The sequence below is a fragment of the uncultured Subdoligranulum sp. genome (assembly GCF_937890665.1).
The window spans coordinates 1-17,349 of the sequence record NZ_CALADU010000304.1 but is presented as its reverse complement, the minus strand read 5'-3'; the positions used below and the strand labels follow the sequence as shown (position 1 = coordinate 17,349).

The following is a 17,349-nucleotide window of genomic DNA, read 5'->3' as shown; positions in this document are numbered from 1 at the left end:
CGCTCGTGCTATATTCGCCCACAAGCATAGCTTGTGGTTCTTATATGAACAGAAAAAACCGGCCGGCCATTCGGCCAACCGGTTTTTGCAGCGGATCAAAGGGCTTCTTCCGCTTCCAAGCCATGCATAAAGCGGTGCAAAGCGGGCTTGAGGGGCTCGTACAGGCCCAGAATCTTGCCCACCCCAAAGGCAGCGATCACGGTGCCCTCCCGGATGCCGTGGAATTGGCGGAAGTAGGCCAGCGAGATGGCCAGTGCAATAAGGGACACCGTGCAGTCAAAGCACATTTTGATGACGGGCAGGGGCTTGTCCAACTTGTGGGCGATGACCTGCATGATGCCCTCGCCGGGCAGTGAGATCAGATTGGGGGCCAGATAGAAGAGGATGCCCAGTGCGATGAGCACCATGCTGATGAAAAGATAGAGCAGCCGTACGCCATAGACCACCGCCGGAGAGAAGGGCATCTGGGCGGGGTCCGGCAAAAAGCAGTCGGCCAAAAAGTTGGTAAAGTCGGTAAAGTAGCCGAAGAGGGTGGTGCAGATCAACTGCAAGATCCGCCACGGCTGAAAGTCGCGGCCCAAGATGACAAACTGGATGAGGATGTAGAGTGAAAAGATAATGATGATCCACGTCCCCATGGACAGCGCGGTGAAAATCTCGCTGAGGACATAAGGGATGGAGTTCACCGGCGACATGCCTAAATCGGCAGTGCCGGAAAACGACACGCCCATGGCCATGATAAAGAGGCCCAGACAGTAGACGAGGACGCATTTTGCCATATGGATGCTTTTTTCTTTCATTCGTACCGTTCCTTTCCCGTGGGGCATACCGGTTTGCGGCAGCTTGTGCGGTGCTGCCCTGCGCCCGCTGTGCCCCGAAAAAAGGCAGAGGGAAAGACCGCCGGAGAGAAGAACAACATCACTGCCGTGCTTCGTCCAGCGGCCTTTGCGCGCAAGAGAGGGAAGCCCACCGTGGCAGGCTTCCCTCCGCAGGAATCCGTAGGATCGTTTGTATGGGGCGTCGGTAGTCATTCCCCCGAAAGCCACCCCAAGGCTGCGCCCGATATGCCAAATACTAAGCATTCTGTTAATAACAATGCTTATTGTATGACAAAATGGTGCTTTCTGTCAAGACAAAACCGCCGCCCGAAGGCGGCGGTAGGCGATAGAAACATGATTCACCGGGGGCGGGTAAGGCGCTCGGCATTTTGCAGCAGGGCAATAAGGGGGCAGATCAGCACCCCGCAGCAGAAGTTGCTCACCCCGTGGACAAAATCCCACGGCAGACCGGCGACGATCCACGCCACCATGCCCTGCCAGTCCAGCCCAAAGAGCAGTGCCTGCGCCGGGGCGTAAAGGGTGCCGAACAAAAAACCGTGGGCCGCACAGACCGTCATGTAGACCAGCGGGCGGAGCTTGGCCGGAAGCTGCCGGGGCAGCAGCATGACCCATGCCCACAACACGGTCCATAGGTAGAGGTAGGGCAGCCACCACAGCGCGAACCCTGCCAGCAGGCCGTTGAGCAGCACGTAGGTGTAGATGGGATAGAGGGCCTTTTTGCGGTAGACCACCGTCAGTGCCACCACGAATACCCCCAGCAGATGCACGTTGGGCAGCACCTCCATCAGCGCCTTGGAGGCATACATCAGGCCCCCCAGCATGCCGAAGACGGCGATCTCCTTGACGGAAAGTTTCAACTTACTCGACGCGGAAAGCGTAGCTGGCACCGTCGGTGATCTCGGTGGTGTCCACGCCGGTCTGGGCGTAGGCGTCGTCCACATAGAAAGCCCAGTACTTGCCGTCGGTGTCGTAGTCCACGGTGATGCCGTTGACGGTCTTGACGTACAGGCCGTACTCGCTGTCCTCGCCCTCGATCAGGCCCAGTTCGGACAGGGCGTCGCCCACCGTGGTGGCATCGGTATGGATCTCAAAATCGGTCTGGTTGCCGTCGGCGTCCACCACCGCAAAGGAAAAGACGGTGGCTCCTTCCCCCAGCACCTGAACTTCGGTGGCGGCGGTGTCGGGGGTGGCCGGTGCGGCTTCGCTGGCAGCGGTGCTGGACGCCTCGCTGGTAGCGGCTACACTGGCGGAGGAATCGGCGGTTTCGGTGTTGGTGCTGCATCCGGTGGTGAAAAGCGCGGTGGCCGCAAACAGCGCGCAGCATACCAGAAGCGACACGGATTTTCTGCAAGTGTGTTTCTGCATGGTGTTCTCTCCTTATTTTTCCATGGGATGTGTACCCGGTCCGGCCGGTGCTCGCAGCGGAACGGGAAGAAAAACCTGAAAAATATTCCGGCTGCCCGCAGGATCTTTCACCTTCTCAAGAACGGCTCTCAATGGCGTGTCTCCGGCTTGCGGCGCCGGACAGAAAGACCCCCGACGCGGTATACGGCGACGGGCTCGCGCAGGATTCCCACCTGCTTCCTTTTCAGGTGGGTATTATTATACGGCAAGCGGCGCCGTTTTGCAAACCGCCCCGCCCAACGGCGAAAAAAGATGCCGAAACCCTGCCGGTTGCGCGTTGGTTGCTGGCGCAACCGGCAAGTTTGGGCTATAATGAGAGCCGGAAAGGGGGCTTTGCCATGAAGATGGCGGTATGGGTGACCATTTTGAATCTGGGAATGTTGACTTTGCTGGCGACGGTGCTGGGGTATCTTGTCTACCTGATCATCCGGGCGCTGCGCAAATATCTGGCGTCGGAGCCGCGCCGGGCGGAACAAGCCCAACAGGCCAAAACCTTGGGGGAAACCATCCGGCAGCGCCGGGTCCAATGCGGTATGACGCAGGAGTTTGTGGCCGAAGCGCTGGGGGTCAGCCGGCAGGCGGTTTCCAAGTGGGAGAGCGGCCGTGCCGACCCCAGCACCACCAACCTGATCGCATTGGCCAAGCTGCTGGATGTCCCGCCGGAGGAACTGCTGCGGAGCACCCGGTAACCCTTTGCCAGCGGGGAAAATGCAAAAAAGTACCGCCCCACGGGGCGGTACTTTTCTGTTGCTTATCTTGTGAATGGATGGGGAACCCCTTAATCGGCGTCGTAGTCCAGATAGGCGCCCTTCATGGGGCTGGCGGCCAATTTGCTGAAGAGCCGCATCACGCCCTGAGTGTATTTGCGGGGCTTGGGCTGCCACTGGGCGCGGCGCTGGGCCAGAATGGCGTCGATCTCCTCGGGGGTGCGGCGCTCGCCCTTGACCCCCACGATGTTCAGCTTGCGGGCAAAGACGTCGATCTCGATGAGGTCGTCCTGCTCCACCAGCGCGATGGGACCGCCGTCCACAGCCTCGGGGCTGCAATGGCCGATAACGGGACCGGTGGACGCGCCGGAGAACCGTCCGTCGGTGATCAGCGCGATGCTGCGGCCCAGCTCCTTGTCGGAGGAGATGGCCTCCGAGGTGTAGAACATCTCGGGCATGCCGCTGCCCTTGGGGCCTTCGTAGCGGATAAAGACGGCGTCGCCCTTCTGTACTTCGTGGTGCAGTACGGCGGCCAGACATTCCTCCTCGCTGTCAAAGGGACGGGCCCGCAGCACGGCCTTGTACATCTCTTTGGGGCAGGCGGTGTGCTTGATGACCGCGCCTTCGGGGGCCAGATTGCCCTTGAGCACCGCGATGGAACCATCCACGCCCAGCGCTTCCTCGTAGGGGCGGATGATGTCCTGCCGGGTGATGTGGCAGCCGTACCGCTCGTTGAACTGGGCCAGCCAGCCCTCGCAGCGCTCGTAGAAGCCGTTGCGCTTCAGCTCTTCGAGGTTCTCGCCCAAGGTCTTGCCGGTGACGGTCATCACGTCCAGATGGAGGTGGTCCTTGATCTCCTCCATGATGGCCGGTACGCCGCCGGCATAGTAGAAGCACTCGGCGGGCCAGCGGCCGGCGGGGCGCACATCCAGCAGGTAGTGGGCGCCGCGGTGCAGCCGGTCAAAGGTGTCACCGGTGATCTCGATGCCCAGCTCGTGGGCGATGGCGGGCAGGTGCAGCAGGCAGTTGGTGGAACCCGAAATGGCGGCGTGGACCAGAATGGCGTTCTCGAAGCTCTCCAGCGTGACCAGACGGCTGGGGCGCATCTCGTCGTGACCGGCCATCTCCACCGCGCGGCGGCCGGCTTCCCGGGCATAGGCCAGCAGGTCGGGGCTGGTGGCGGGCATCAGGGCGCTGCCCGGCAGGGCCAGACCCAGTGCTTCGGCCATGATCTGCATGGTGGAAGCCGTGCCGATGAAGCTGCAGGCGCCGCAGCTGGGGCAGGCATTCTGCTTGGCCCAGTCCAGCTTGGCCTGATCGATCTCGCCCCGCTCAAACTTGGCGCTGTACATACCCAACTGCTCCAGCGTCAGCATCTCGGGGCCGGCGTTCATCGTGCCGCCCGGCACCACCACCGCGGGGATGTCCACCCGCATCAGCCCCATCAGGTTGGCGGGCATGCCCTTGTCGCAACTGGCCAGATAGACACCGGCATCAAAGGGGGTGGCGTTGGCATGGATCTCGATCATATTGGCGATGATCTCCCGGCTGGCCAAGCTGTAATTGATGCCGTCGGTGCCTTGGCTTTCGCCGTCGCAGATGTCGGTGCAGTAATACCGGGCGCCGTGGCCGCCTGCTTCGGCTACGCCTTTGCGGACTTCCTCCACCAGCGTCTGCAGGTGGCCGCTGCCCGGGTGGCTGTCGCCGGCGGTGCTTTCAATAATGACCTGCGGCTTGGCCAGATCCTCCGGCTTCCAGCCGGTGCCGATCCGCAGCGGATCCAACTCGGGCGCCAGTTTGCGCATCTTTTGACTGATCAGTTCCATACAAGGTTCCCCACTTTCCGTTACAATAGGTTGCTGCGCATGATGCAGGGACGTACCAACGCCCCTGACCTCTCGTTGAGAGGAATACATCATACCTTCTTGCGTATAATCTAGCAGATTACGGCGTAAAATGCAATATACATCAGATGTTTTTCTGCCCAAGAATAGCAGTACCAAAAAAAGACGGGCCGAAGCCCGTCCTAGACGCTTGAAAAACCTTGCGCTTCTTACTTGAGCGCATCGGCCCCGTCCGGCTGCGGGGGGCGCTGCTCCTGCCACAATTCCATCAGGGCCTGCCGGTTGTAGGTCAGGTGCATGACCATGGCGCAGCGCGCCCCCACGGTATCCCCGGCCAGAATGGCGTCGGTGATGGCACGGTGGGTCTGGATGGTCTCCTGCCGCAGGGTGCGGTGGGTCAGGCTGGCAAAGGTGGTCACTGCCGTGTTGATGATGGGCACCAGCATCTCCATGACCCGGTTTTGGCTGCACCGGGCGATGCAGGTGTGAAAGGCGATGTCCTGCGGGATATGGTCCTGCCCCGATTGGCAGAGGGTTTCCACCTTGTCGCAGAGGGCCCGCAGTTCTGCTTGGGTTTCGGGGGTGGCGTGGGCGGCGGCTGCGGCGGCGATCTCCGGTTCCAGAATGAGGCGCACGTCCATCAGTTCCAGCGCCAGCTTGTATTTGTCGTCCAGCCGGGACAAGCCCAGAGGGTCTTCCGTTACGGTGCAGTGACTTTTTACATAGGTGCCGTCGCCCTGCCGCACTTCCAGAATGCCCTTGGTCACCAGACCTTTCAAGGCCTCCCGCAGGGTGCTGCGGCCCACCTGAAACATCTGGGCCAGCGTAAACTCGTTGGGCAGTTTTTCCCCAATGGGAATGGGCGTCCCTAAAATGTAGGCCAGCAGGTCGTCTTCCAACTGGGCGCCCCGCCGTTTCCGTTGTGTGTTTGCCTGTTCCATCTGCCGCTCCTTGGTTGTCGATGCTTTGGTTCAGTTATACCATACCCGGGGCCAGAAAGCAATGCGGTGCCCCTCTTGCCGGAAAAAAGGGTCTGTGGTACGATAAACCCAGATAGAAACAGGCCGCTGCCCGGTCCAAGACCCGGCGGCGGGCAGGAGGATGCCATGTTTACTGCCGAACAGATCCAGTCGCTGAACGAACTGGAGCGGGAAGTCTATGAATTTGTCATGCACAACCAGAACCGGGTGCCCTATATGCGGATCCGGGAACTGGCTGAGGAAGCCCACGTGTCCACCTCCACGGTGCTGCGTTTTTGCAGCAAGGTGGGCTGCAACGGCTATGCGGAATTTAAGCTGAAGATGCGGGAATACAGCCGCCGCCAGAAGGAACAGCCCCAACTGCCCGACGATGTGCTGGAGATCATCGATTTTTTGAAAAAGACGGTCAATGATGATTTCGACGAGCGGTTGGAATCGCTGGTGGAGCTCATCGTCCACAGCAACAACATCTTTTTTGTGGGCAGCGGAATGTCCGGCATCGTGGCCAAGTACGGCGCACGGTATTTTTCCAGCATCGGCAAATTCTGCCTGTACATCGACGAACCCCACTATCCCACCGAGAGCCGGATGCTCAACAACGCCTTGGCCATTGTCTTTTCGGTGTCGGGGGAATCCCGGGACACCATCAGCCATCTGCAGCGCTTTAAGGAGCGGGGGTGTACGGTCATCAGCATCACCAACAGTGAAAACTGCACCGTTGCCCGGCTGTCGGATTATAACATTGCCTACTATATCACCTACCGCCGGCTGAAGGTGTACGACGTGACCAGTCAGATCCCGGCAATGTGCATCATCGAAAAATTGGCCAAAAAAGTCTACCGCTATCTGAACGAGGCGGGCATTGCCCCCGAGGGCATGGAGGAGGGTTTGTAAGAAACAGACTGTTTTTTCTGCGTAACAAATGCCAATCGACGGGAATCGTTTTTTTCCGCGGAAAAGGTGCTGACAAGCCTTGCTGCGCTGCCTATAATAAGAGCCATTGAGAGCACGCGCGCGAACCCCTCAACAGCATACGGTTTGGAGAAAAACTAGAAGAGGTGCTAAAAAAATGGCAAAAGATTACGCAGTCATCAGCCAAGCCATTGTGGACAACATTGGCGGCGTGGACAACATCGAAAGCGTCACCCACTGCATGACGCGGCTGAGATTTGTCCTGAAAGACAACAGCAAGCTGGATGAAGCCGCCGTCAAGGCCATCGACGGCGTCATGGGCGTCACCCAGCAGGGCGGCCAGTTTCAGGTCATCATCGGCAACAACGTAGGCAAAGCCTATCAGGAAGTGATGAAGCTGGGCAACTTCGGCGAGGGCAGCGAGATCGCCCGCGGCGAAAAGAAGGAACCCCTGACCCTGAAGAAGATCGGCAACAACATTCTGGACGCCATCGTGGGCACGATGTCCCCCTTGATCCCCCCGATCATCGGTGCTTCTATGCTGAAGCTGGTGGTCATGCTGCTCCAGATGGCGGGTGTGCTGGCCACTGACAGCGACACCTACATCATTCTGAACAGCATCGGCGATGCGGCCTTCTACTTCCTGCCCATCATGGTGGCCGCCTCCGCTGCGAAAAAGTTCCGCACCAACGTGTATCTGGCAGTAGCCATCGCCGGTGTGCTGCTCTACCCCGACTTCCGCACCCTGATGGAGTCCGTCACGGTAGGCGACACCGCCGCCCATTTCTTGGGCATTCCCATCGCGTCGGTCAAGTACACCCACACGGTGATCCCGGCCTTCTGCATGACCTGGATCCTCTCGTACATCGAGCGCTTTATTGACAAGATCACCCCCGCCGTTACCAAGAACTTCCTCAAGCCGATGCTCATCATCGTCATTGCGGCTCCCATCGGCATTCTGTTCGTGGGCCCCGCAGGCATCATGATCGGCGAGGCGATCTCCGCCTTCATCTACTTCGTGCAGGACAAGATCGGCTTCTTGGCAGTGGGTATCATGGGCGCCATCTGGCCGCTGCTGGTCATCACCGGTATGCATCGTGTCTTTACCCCCACCATCCTGCAGACCATCTCGGACACCGGTATGGAAGGTACCGTTATGCCCTCTGAGATCGGCGCCAACCTCTCCTTGGGCGGCGTTTCTCTGGCCGTTGCGCTGCGTACCAAGAACAGCGAACTGCGCCAGACCGCGTTGGCGGCGGCTTCCTCTGCGCTGATCGCCGGCACCACCGAGCCCGCCCTCTACGGCGTGGCGGTCCGCCTCAAGCGGCCCCTGATCGCTTCGCTGATCACCGGTTTTGTCTGCGGCTGCTTGGCCGGCATCGGCGGTCTGGCCAGCCGGTCCATGGTCTCGCCCAGCGTGCTGACCGTCATCCAGTTCATCGACCCGGCCAACCCCACCACCAGCCTGCTCTGGATCGTGGGTATCGTGCTGCTGTCCATCGTACTGTCCTTTGTCCTGACTCTGATCATCGGCTTTGAGGATATTCCCGAAGAAAAGGAGACGAATGCCTGATGTTTCAGTTTCCTGAAACCTTTTTGTGGGGCAGTGCCATCTCTGCCAATCAGGCAGAGGGCGCCTTCCGCGAAGGCGGGCGGGGCCTCAGCAACATTGATATGATTCCCCACGGGCAGCACCGCATGGAGGTCAAACTGGGTCAAACCGCCCAGCCCGCCCTGCAGCCCGAGGAATTTTATCCCAGCCATACCGGTGTGGATTTCTACCATCATTACCGCGAGGATCTGGCCCTGATGGGCGAGATGGGGCTGCGGGTCTTCCGCACCTCCATTTCGTGGTCGCGGCTTTTCCCGCAGGGCGATGAGGAAACGCCCAATCCCGAAGGCATCGCCTTCTACAAGGATCTGTTTCAGGAATGCCGCAAACAGGGCATGGAGCCGCTGGTCACCCTCAGTCACTTTGACATTCCCATGGGACTGGTGGAAAAATACGGCGCTTGGCGCAGCCGCAAGGTCATTGCCTTCTTCCTGCGCTATGCCGAGACCTGCTTCCGGGAGTTTTCGCCCTATGTACGGTACTGGCTGACCTTTAACGAGATCAACATCGTGCTGCACAGCCCCTTCTCGGGGGCGGGCATCGCGTTCCAGCCCGGCGAAAACCGCAATCAGGTCATCTATCAGGCCGCCCACCACATTCTGCTGGCCAGTGCGCAGGCCGTGCGGCTGGCCCACCGGTACAGTGCCGAAAACAAGGTGGGCTGCATGCTGGCGGGGGGCAGCTTCTACCCCTACTCCTGCAACCCGGCGGACGTGATGGAGTCGGTGCGTAAGGAACAGGAAAACCTCTTTTTCATCGACGTACAGGTGCGGGGCCACTACCCCTCCTATGCGGCGAAGATGTTCCGGGAAAAGGGCGTCCAACTGGTCACCGAACCCGGCGACGACGAGATCCTCAACACCACCACCGATTTCATCTCCTTCAGCTACTATGCCAGCCGCTGCGTAGCGGCCTCGCTGGAGGATAAGCAGATCAACGACGGCAACGTGGTCCGCTCGGTGAAGAACCCCTACCTGCAAACCAGCCAATGGGGCTGGGCCATCGACCCGCTGGGGCTGCGTATCACGATGAACCAGCTCTATGACCGCTATCAGAAACCGCTCTTCATTGTGGAGAACGGTCTGGGCGCCAAGGATGTGGTGCAGCCCGACGGTACCATCGACGATGAATACCGCATCGATTATCTGCGCCAGCACATTTTGGCCATGCGGGACGCCATGGAGGACGGTGTGCCGCTGCTGGGTTACATTACCTGGAGCGGTATCGATCTGGTTTCGGCCTCCACCGGCGAGATGAGCAAGCGCTACGGCTTTGTCTATGTGGACAAGGACGACAACGGCAACGGCACGCTCCAGCGCCGCCGGAAAAAATCCTTCTACTGGTACAAACAGGTCATCGCCACCAACGGGCGCTGCCTGGACTAAGGGCGGCAAGCCCTTGCCAAACAGCCGGTCAACCGCAAGGTTGGCCGGCTGTTTTTGGCGTCAAGGGGACCTGTGCCGCCCCCGGTGGAAAAAAGCGGGGCCGAACCGAAACGAAAGGTGTCGATTCTGCCCGTTTGCCCCTATGAACGATTGAAATTTTGACGGGAATATGTTAGTATTTTCCATAGGCTCAGGGAAAGATGGAGCCGTTGCCGCGCAGGCGGTCCCAACGGCCTTTGCGGCGCACAGCGGCCCAGCCGATGCAGCGTCCCCCGGTATAGCCTGACACCTTGTGCGTCCTCCGGTTTCGGCGGCGCACCGGTTTACGATGGATATGAGAAGAATCGAAAGGAAGCGATTGTATGGCACGGAAGAAAGCGGAACCCGCCGCCGAGCCGGTAAAGCCCGCGGCGAAAGCCGAAAAGCCTGCCGCTAAGAAGGCGGAACCCGCCGCCGAGCCGGTAAAGCCCGCGGCGAAAGCCGAAAAGCCTGCCGCTAAGAAAGCGGAACCTGCCGCCGAGCCGGTAAAGCCCGCGGCGAAAGCCGAAAAGCCTGCCGCCAAGAAGGCGGAATCTGCCGCCGAGCCGGCAAAGCCCGCGGCGAAAGCCGAAAAGCCTGCCGCCAAGAAGGCGGAACCCGCCGCCGAGCCGGCAAAGCCCGCGGCCAAAACGGAAAAGCCCACCGCCAAGAAAGCGGCCAAACCCGCGGCAAAAAAGACCAAGCCCGCGGTGAAAAAAGCTGCACCGGCCCCTGTGGAAGCAGCCCCGGCGCCTGTGGAACAACCGGCACAACCGGAGGAGGGAATCCCTATGGAACAGTATGTTTCGCCCCGCAGAAGCGTTGCGTTTATCGGTTCGGAATGCCATCCCTTTGTTAAGACCGGCGGTCTGGGGGACGTGATGTATGCCCTGCCCCGGGAGCTGGTCAAGCAGAACTGCGACGTGCGGGTGATTTTGCCCCGGTACGCCTGCATTCCCCAGCAGTACCAGAACAAGATGGTCTACCGCGGCGAATTTTACATGGATCTGGGCCTGACGGGCCGCAACTACTACGTGGGCATCATGGAGTATGTGTGGGACGGCGTGGTCTATGACTTCATCGACAACGAGGAGTTCTTCTCCTCGGGCAACCCCTACATCAGCTTGGTGGACGATATTCCCAAGTATTGCTTCTTCAGCAAGGCTGCACTGGCCGCGCTGAACTTTATGAACTGGATCCCCGACGTCATCCACTGCCACGACTGGCAGGCGACGCTGGTGCCGGTGTATCTGCGCACCATGTTCCAAGACACCCCGGTGGGTCACGCCCAAACGGTGCTGACCATCCACAACCTGCGGTTCCAGGGCATTTACAACATCCCTACCCTGAAATACTGGACCGGTCTGCCTGATGAAGTGTTCCAGATGGGGGCTTTGAAACAGGGCTACGAGGACGCCAACATGCTCAAGGGCGGTCTGGCCTACGCCGACCGGATCACCACGGTCAGCGGCACCTATGCGTGGGAGATCCAGACCCCCGAGTACGGCGAAAAGCTGGAGGACCATCTGCGGTACCACAGCTACAAGCTGCGGGGCATCGTCAACGGCATCGACTACGGCATGTGGAACCCCGCCACCGACCCGGCACTGGCTGTCAACTACGACATCACCAACGTGTTGGACCACAAGTGGCAGAACAAGCTGGCCCTGCAGGAAGAACTGGGTCTGGTGCAGGATCAGGGCAAGTTCGTCATCGGCCTGATCTCCCGCCTGACCAACCAGAAGGGTCTGGACCTCGTCAACGCCATCGTGCCCGAACTGATGGACGGCAATACCCAGATCGTCGTGCTGGGCACCGGTGACAAACAGTACGAGGATACCTTCCGCTACTATGAGAATGCCTACCGCGGCATGTTCAGCGCCTGCATCCAGTACGACGAAAGCCGGGCCCACCGCATCTATGCCGGCGCCGACGCTCTGCTGGTGCCCTCCCGGTTCGAGCCCTGCGGCCTGACCCAGCTCAACGCCATGCACTACGGCACGTTGCCCATCGTGCGGGAAACCGGCGGCCTGAAGGACACCGTCCAGCCCTACAACCTCTTCAACGGTGAGGGCAACGGCTTCACCTTTGACCGCTATGACGCGGGCCTGCTGCTGGATGCCATCAACCGGGCCAAGACCGAGTATTTCGTCAACCGCTACCACTGGGATGAGGTGGTCCAGCGGGATATGGCCAAGGATGTCTCGTGGGAGAACTCTGCTCGCCAGTACAAAGACCTGTATCTGGAGCTGACGCCGTGGTAATCGGCGCCGCGCCCCGTTTCTGACAACAGCAAACCGCCCCGGTCCGCGATGGACCGGGGCGGTTTTTTGTGGTAGGTCAGTGGACTTCGGCACGGAAGATGCGGCGCAGCATGATCACGCCCAGACAGGACAGGAAAATTTCGGTGATCAGTTGGGCGAAGGGCAGGCCGTACAGCGGGTAGAAATGGTTCAGCAGGAACAGCAGGGGAATCTCCAGCACCAATTTGCGGCAGATGGCAAAGAGCAGGGCGTTGCGGCCCATGCCCAAGGCCTGAAAGACGCCCACTGCCAGAAAGTCGGTACACAGAAAGACAAAGCCCAAGCTCATCACCCGCAAAAACCGGGAACCATAGGCGATGATCTCCTCGCTGTCCATAAAGGCGCGGATCATGGCCGGTACGCTTAGGTAGTAGACAACGGTCAAAAACAGCACGGAACAGACGATGATGCGCATCGCAAACAGGATGGTCTGTTTCATCCGCTTCCGGTTGCCGCTGGCGTAGTTGTAGCTGACCAGCGGCATGATCCCTTGGGAAAAGCCCAGCGACACCTGCATGGGGATCATGTAGAGTTTCTGGCTGATGCCCATGGCGGCGATGGCCGCAGCGCCGAAGGGGGCGGTAAAGTTGTTGAGCAGGGTAGTGCCGGTCACGTTGAGTAAGTTCTGGATCGAGGCGGGAATGCCCACTCCCAGAATATCCCGAATCTGTTCGGCGGTCAGTTTGGGCAGCAGGCGTAGGTCCATCGATACAAAGGTTTTGCCTTTTTTGATGCGGGCCAGCACCACAAAATACAGGCAGGCCACACAGTTGGACAGGAAGGTGGCCAACCCGGCCCCGGCGGCCCCCATATTCAGCCCCCAAGGCAGAATAAAGATGGGGTCCAGCACAATGTTCAACAGGCAGCCGCTCATCGTGCCGATGCTGGCGTGGAGGGTACTGCCCTCACTGCGGACCATGTAGCTTTGCACCACGTTGAGGATGGCGGGCAAAGCACCGCAGCAGACCGTCCAGTGCAGGTAGCCGGCGGTGGCGTCCAGCGTCTGGGCGTCGGTGCCCAGCAGGGTGAGCAGCGGCAGCCGGAAGAGGATGCAGAGCGCCGAGAAGAGCAGTCCGCTGATCATGGCACCGTAAAAGCCGAAGGCTGAGCACACCCGGACCTGATCGTAGGCTTTGCGGCCCAGATGACGGCTCATGGCACTGGATACCCCCACGCCGAAGAGGTTGTTTACGGCGTTGAAGGCCAGCGTCACGGGGTAGACCAGCGTGACGGCGGCATTTTCCACCGGGTTGTTCAGCATACCCACAAAAAGGTGTCGGCCAAGTTGTAAAGGATGGTCACCAGCGAACTGATCACGATGGGCAGCGAAAGCTGCATCACAGCGCCGGGCACCGGCATACGTTCAAAGAGATATTCTTTGTCCTGTGTCTGGTTCATGGTACAAAACGCGCTCACTTTCTTGCTGTTTTGACTTTCTATCAGTATAGTGCAAAAATGTGATTCTGTCACTACCGAAAGTACGCCCATTGCAACCCCGGCGGGATTGTGCTATGCTTATACAAGATTGTCCACGGCAAAAGGAGCGTTTTTCATGAATCTACTCATCAGTTCCAAGGAATACGACTACCATACACTGCTCAAAGTGGCCGAAATGGCCGGGCTGGCCGGGTTGGTGGGCTTTCACCCGGCAGGGGAGGACTACCTGATCACCTTCCCCGACGATGAAAAGACCGAGGCCCGCATCGCTGACTACAAAGCCCGGCTGCAGGATCTGGAAAACAATATTTGGATGCATTAAATGGCAAGGCGCTGCGATGGCAGCGCCTTTTGTCGTGGGGCGAAAAAAACTCCCGAAGGCTGTAACCTTTGGGGACGCCGCTGCGGAATATGGTACACAAAGGTCTGTTAGCATACCATGCGGAGGGAAAAACCATGGAGGAAGAACGGATTCGCATTTCGGCCGACGCACTGATCGCCCTGATCGTCACCGAGGCGGAACAGCGGGAACTGGCCGCGCTGGGACCCATCGAAGCCGCCCAGCCTGCGGTGGAACCCAGCCCGGCGTTCCGGCAAAAGATGGGGGTGCTGCTCCGCCGTGCCAAGCGTCGGTCGGCCCGCAGCCGGGCCCTGACCCAAGGGCGGCGGGTGCTGGTTTCGCTGGCGGCGGTGTTGTCGGTGGTGTTTTGCTGCCTGCTGCCCGTCAAGGCTGTCCGGGAAGCGGTGACCGACACGCTGATCCAGTGGCACGACCAGTTCATGACGGTGACTTTCTCCTCCGAGGCGGGGGTTCAGGAGGAGGATTTCCCCCAGATCGCGTTGGGCTACCTGCCGGCGGGCCTTACGCTGACCCAGTCCAGCACGCCGGAAGAAAGCGATTTCTACGCTCTCTATGAGGCGGGGGACCAATGGCTGATGGTGCGGGTGCTGCCGCTGGACGGGGCCCAGAGCGTGGCGCTGGACAACGAGTACGCCACCTACTATGCCCTGCAATTTGACGGCCACGACGCGCTGTGGGGCGTGATGGGGGACGGCAGCAACCTGCTGCTTTGGCAAGCGCAGGGCCTGAGCTTTCTGGTGACGGGCAGCTCCGACGTAGCCGAATTGATCCAAGTCAGCCAGAACATCCAAATCACCTTTGCCCAGCCGTAAGGCGGCAAGGACCCAGGAGGGAACCACGTGCTGGTATTTTACCTCACGGCGCTGGAAACGGAAGCGCAAAAACGAAAATTTGAATCGGTGTATATCACCTACTATCCCATGATGCTCAAGACGGCAATCAGCATTCTGAAAGACCAGACGCTGGCGGAGGATGCGGTCCACGAGACGTTTTTGCAGATCCTCGGGGAGATCGACACGCTGCGCATCGAAAATCCCCATCAGCTCAAAGCCTATCTCTATCTGCTCACCCGGGAGCGGACCATCGACTTTCTGCGCCGGTGGAAGCGCCGCAAAGAGGTCCTGCCTCTGCCCGACGAGCCTTGGGAGGAGGACAACGCCCCCGAACCGGAAGAACTGGTGCTGACCCGGCTGCAGCTCGAGCAAGCCATCGAGGTGCTGACTGACATGCCGGAGATCTACCGCCGCGCCCTGACCCTGCGGGTGAAGGGCTATTCCATTAAGGAAATCGCCGGTCTGCTCCATTGCAGCGAAGCCAACGTCAAGGTGCGCATCCACCGGGCCCGGGCGCTGCTGCTCAAAACTTTTTCCGAATAAAAAAGCCCTGCCCCGCGGTGCTGCGGGACAGGGCTTTGTGTTTGGTTGGAGGAAAATCAGGCCAGCGCTTCTTCCAGCCGGCGGCGGATCTCCCGCAGGAATTCCAGCGAGGTCACCTTGCGGGCGGGGGCTTCGCCCTCCCACATGGCGCACAGGTCACCGGTCATGACGCCGGACTCAATGGTGTCGATGGTGGCTTTTTCCAGCGCATCGGCAAAGCGGGGCAGGGCGTCGATGCCGTCCAGTTCGCCCCGCTTGCGCAGTGCGCCGGACCAGGCAAAGAGGGTGGCCACCGGGTTGGTGGAGGTCTCCTCGCCCTTGAGGTACTTGTAGTAGTGCCGGGTAACGGTGCCGTGGGCGGCCTCGTACTCGTAGTTGCCGTCGGGGGAAACCAGCACCGAGGTCATCATGGCCAGCGAGCCGAAAGCGGTGGAGACCATGTCGCTCATCACGTCGCCGTCGTAGTTCTTACAGGCCCAGATGTAGCCGCCCTCGGAGCGCACGACCCGGGCTACTGCGTCATCGATGAGGGTGTAGAAGTAGGTGATGCCGGCGGCGTCAAACTTCTCCTTGTACTCCTTGTCAAACACCTCCTGGAAGATGTCCTTGAAAGTGTGGTCATACTTCTTGGAGATGGTGTCCTTGGTAGCAAACCACAGGTCCTTCTTGCTGTCCAGAGCAAACTGGAAGCAGGAGCGGGCAAAGGAGTAGATGGAGGAGTCCTTGTTGTACTGAGCCTGGAGCACACCGGGACACTCGTAGTCATAGACGGTCTGGCGGGAGAGCTCCTTGCCCTGCTCGTCGGTGAAAACCAGCTCGGCCTTGCCGGGGCCGGGCACCCGGTACTCGGTGGCCTTGTACACATCGCCGTAGGCATGGCGGGCGATGGTAATGGGCTTCTTCCAGTTCTTTACCACGGGAGAGATCCCCTTGACCATGATGGGAGTACGGAACACGGTGCCATCCAGAATGGCCCGGATGGTGCCGTTGGGGGACTTCCACATCTGGTGGAGCTTGTACTCGTCCATGCGCTGGGCGTTGGGGGTGATGGTGGCGCACTTCACCGCCACGCCGTACTTCTGGGTGGCCAGGGCAGAGTCCACGGTCACCTGGTCATTGGTACGGTCCCGCTCAGGCAGGCCCAGGTCATAGTACTCGGTTTTCAGGTCAATATAGGGCAGCAGAAGAATGTCCTTGATATCCTTCCACAGGATTCGGGTCATCTCGTCGCCATCCATCTCCACCAGAGGGGTGGTCATCTGGATCTTATTCATGGTCAAACCTCCAATAGTTTAGAAGTAATTTTACAGGATCATAGAAGTTGTATACCGCGCTGACGCACACGCTGATGGGCACAGCCACAAACAGCAGGCGGTTAAAGAGCTTGTTGCGCTCCTCGTCGTTGCCGTAGGAGCCAAGGATCAGGCTGCCGCCGGAAGAGAAGGGGCTGATGGCGCTGCTCTGGGCACCCAGAACGGTGCAGGCAAACAGAACAGCGGGGCTCAGGCCGGTAGAGGCGGCCAGGGCGGGGATGAGGGGGAACAGAGCGGGGGTGACGACGCCGGTGGTGGAGCTGAAGAAGCTCATGAAGGCGGCCACGATGCTGAAGGCAATGGGCACCAGGAAGACAGGCACGTTGTCGCCGATCCAGGCGGACAGCTGCTCAATGGTACCGGCCTCCACAGCGACTGCAATGAGCATGCCGGCACCGGCAATCATCAGGATGGTGTTCCAGGGCACCTTGGCAATGATCTCCTTCTGAGGAGCCAGGTCCAGCAGCAGGGCGATAACGGTAAAGATCATAGCCACCAGACCCACATCGATCTTGCCGCTGATGGAAGCGATCAGCTCGTTGGAGGGCAGGATCATCTTCAGCACGGGGAAGACCAGAACCACCACCATCATCAGGATCATCAGGTTCAGAGTGGTGCGCTGCTTGGGCTCAAAGGGCTCAGGCTTGCGGAAGGTAATACCCTTGCCGATATTCCGGTTCTCCTTAAAGCCAAAGCGGAAAATGGTAATCAGAATGAGAGAGAATACGATGGCAAAGCCAAAGATGGTCATCTCGGTGGAGAAGGAGTCCAGAGGAGTCAGAGAGGGGTCCGCCTCGTAGGCGGTATCAATGAGGCCGCGGAACACCACACCCAGAGCCGCGGGGGGGAAGTTACCGC

17 protein-coding genes and 1 riboswitch are annotated in these 17,349 nt (G+C 59.7%); of the genes, 8 read left to right on the top strand and 9 right to left on the bottom strand.

Annotation, left to right across the window (positions count from 1 at the left end):
• Positions 1 to 95 precede the first annotated feature (95 nt).
• The 3 genes from Q0526_RS17620 to Q0526_RS17610 all read right to left on the bottom strand — a co-directional run bounded on the left by Q0526_RS17620 (position 96) and on the right by Q0526_RS17610 (position 2,204).
• Positions 96 to 800, bottom strand: coding sequence for a DUF6198 family protein (locus Q0526_RS17620; RefSeq protein ID WP_298736557.1), 705 nt, complete (start codon positions 798 to 800; stop codon positions 96 to 98).
• 377 nt (positions 801 to 1,177) lie between these two features.
• On the bottom strand, positions 1,178 to 1,696 hold the full coding sequence (locus tag Q0526_RS17615; RefSeq protein ID WP_298736555.1) for a hypothetical protein: 519 nt from the start codon (positions 1,694 to 1,696) through the stop codon (positions 1,178 to 1,180).
• 1 nt (position 1,697) lies between these two features.
• On the bottom strand, positions 1,698 to 2,204 hold the full coding sequence (locus Q0526_RS17610; protein WP_298736553.1) for a DUF4430 domain-containing protein: 507 nt from the start codon (positions 2,202 to 2,204) through the stop codon (positions 1,698 to 1,700).
• A 59-nt stretch (positions 2,205 to 2,263) separates the two neighbouring features.
• A riboswitch (cobalamin riboswitch) is annotated at positions 2,264 to 2,468 on the bottom strand.
• A gap of 113 nt (positions 2,469 to 2,581) precedes the next feature.
• Between Q0526_RS17610 and Q0526_RS17605 the strand changes: the two genes are divergently transcribed.
• Positions 2,582 to 2,932, top strand: a complete 351-nt coding sequence (locus tag Q0526_RS17605) for a helix-turn-helix transcriptional regulator (RefSeq protein ID WP_298736551.1) — start codon at positions 2,582 to 2,584, stop codon at positions 2,930 to 2,932.
• A gap of 89 nt (positions 2,933 to 3,021) precedes the next feature.
• On the opposite strand, the gene ilvD is transcribed toward Q0526_RS17605, so the two are convergent.
• Positions 3,022 to 4,776 (bottom strand): dihydroxy-acid dehydratase, encoded by a 1,755-nt coding sequence (ilvD, locus tag Q0526_RS17600; protein WP_298736548.1) that lies wholly within the window; start codon positions 4,774 to 4,776, stop codon positions 3,022 to 3,024.
• Positions 4,777 to 5,003: 227 nt separating this feature from the next.
• Positions 5,004 to 5,735: a FadR/GntR family transcriptional regulator gene (locus Q0526_RS17595; RefSeq protein ID WP_298736545.1), complete on the bottom strand. Its 732-nt coding sequence runs from the start codon at positions 5,733 to 5,735 to the stop codon at positions 5,004 to 5,006.
• 165 nt (positions 5,736 to 5,900) lie between these two features.
• Here Q0526_RS17595 and Q0526_RS17590 point away from each other — a divergent pair, with 165 nt between their 5' ends.
• The 4 genes from Q0526_RS17590 to Q0526_RS17575 all read left to right on the top strand — a co-directional run bounded on the left by Q0526_RS17590 (position 5,901) and on the right by Q0526_RS17575 (position 11,965).
• On the top strand, positions 5,901 to 6,668 hold the full coding sequence (locus Q0526_RS17590; protein WP_298736542.1) for a MurR/RpiR family transcriptional regulator: 768 nt from the start codon (positions 5,901 to 5,903) through the stop codon (positions 6,666 to 6,668).
• Between the two features lie 175 nt (positions 6,669 to 6,843).
• Positions 6,844 to 8,259: a PTS cellobiose/arbutin/salicin transporter subunit IIBC gene (ascF, locus tag Q0526_RS17585; protein WP_298736539.1), complete on the top strand. Its 1,416-nt coding sequence runs from the start codon at positions 6,844 to 6,846 to the stop codon at positions 8,257 to 8,259.
• Entirely contained in the window at positions 8,259 to 9,683 is a 1,425-nt protein-coding gene (gene ascB / locus Q0526_RS17580; RefSeq protein WP_298736536.1) for a 6-phospho-beta-glucosidase, read from the top strand. Before ascF ends, ascB begins: the two co-directional genes overlap by 1 nt.
• A gap of 362 nt (positions 9,684 to 10,045) precedes the next feature.
• A complete protein-coding gene (locus tag Q0526_RS17575; RefSeq protein WP_298736533.1) occupies positions 10,046 to 11,965 on the top strand; it encodes a glycogen/starch synthase in 1,920 nt (639 codons plus the stop codon).
• Between the two features lie 76 nt (positions 11,966 to 12,041).
• Here Q0526_RS17575 and Q0526_RS17570 read toward each other — a convergent pair whose 3' ends face one another.
• Positions 12,042 to 13,265 (bottom strand): MATE family efflux transporter, encoded by a 1,224-nt coding sequence (locus tag Q0526_RS17570; protein ID WP_366522143.1) that lies wholly within the window; start codon positions 13,263 to 13,265, stop codon positions 12,042 to 12,044.
• On the bottom strand, positions 13,259 to 13,402 hold the full coding sequence (locus Q0526_RS18880) for a hypothetical protein (RefSeq protein ID WP_366522142.1): 144 nt from the start codon (positions 13,400 to 13,402) through the stop codon (positions 13,259 to 13,261). Before Q0526_RS18880 ends, Q0526_RS17570 begins: the two co-directional genes overlap by 7 nt.
• 154 nt (positions 13,403 to 13,556) lie before the next feature.
• On the opposite strand from Q0526_RS18880, the gene Q0526_RS17565 reads away from it, so the two are divergent.
• The 3 genes from Q0526_RS17565 (at position 13,557) to Q0526_RS17555 (ending at position 15,178) form a co-directional block, all read left to right on the top strand.
• Positions 13,557 to 13,763, top strand: a complete 207-nt coding sequence (locus Q0526_RS17565) for a hypothetical protein (RefSeq protein WP_298736530.1) — start codon at positions 13,557 to 13,559, stop codon at positions 13,761 to 13,763.
• 134 nt (positions 13,764 to 13,897) lie between these two features.
• Positions 13,898 to 14,614: a DUF4367 domain-containing protein gene (locus Q0526_RS17560; protein ID WP_298736527.1), complete on the top strand. Its 717-nt coding sequence runs from the start codon at positions 13,898 to 13,900 to the stop codon at positions 14,612 to 14,614.
• Between the two features lie 27 nt (positions 14,615 to 14,641).
• Entirely contained in the window at positions 14,642 to 15,178 is a 537-nt protein-coding gene (locus Q0526_RS17555) for an RNA polymerase sigma factor (RefSeq protein ID WP_298736525.1), read from the top strand.
• Between the two features lie 56 nt (positions 15,179 to 15,234).
• Here the strand turns inward: Q0526_RS17555 and Q0526_RS17550 are convergent, their stop codons facing one another.
• On the bottom strand, positions 15,235 to 16,452 hold the full coding sequence (locus Q0526_RS17550) for an NADP-dependent isocitrate dehydrogenase (RefSeq protein ID WP_298736522.1): 1,218 nt from the start codon (positions 16,450 to 16,452) through the stop codon (positions 15,235 to 15,237).
• A partial coding sequence (locus Q0526_RS17545) for an SLC13 family permease (RefSeq protein WP_298736519.1) occupies positions 16,445 to 17,349 on the bottom strand: 905 nt, incomplete at its 5' end. The genes Q0526_RS17545 and Q0526_RS17550, both read right to left, overlap by 8 nt.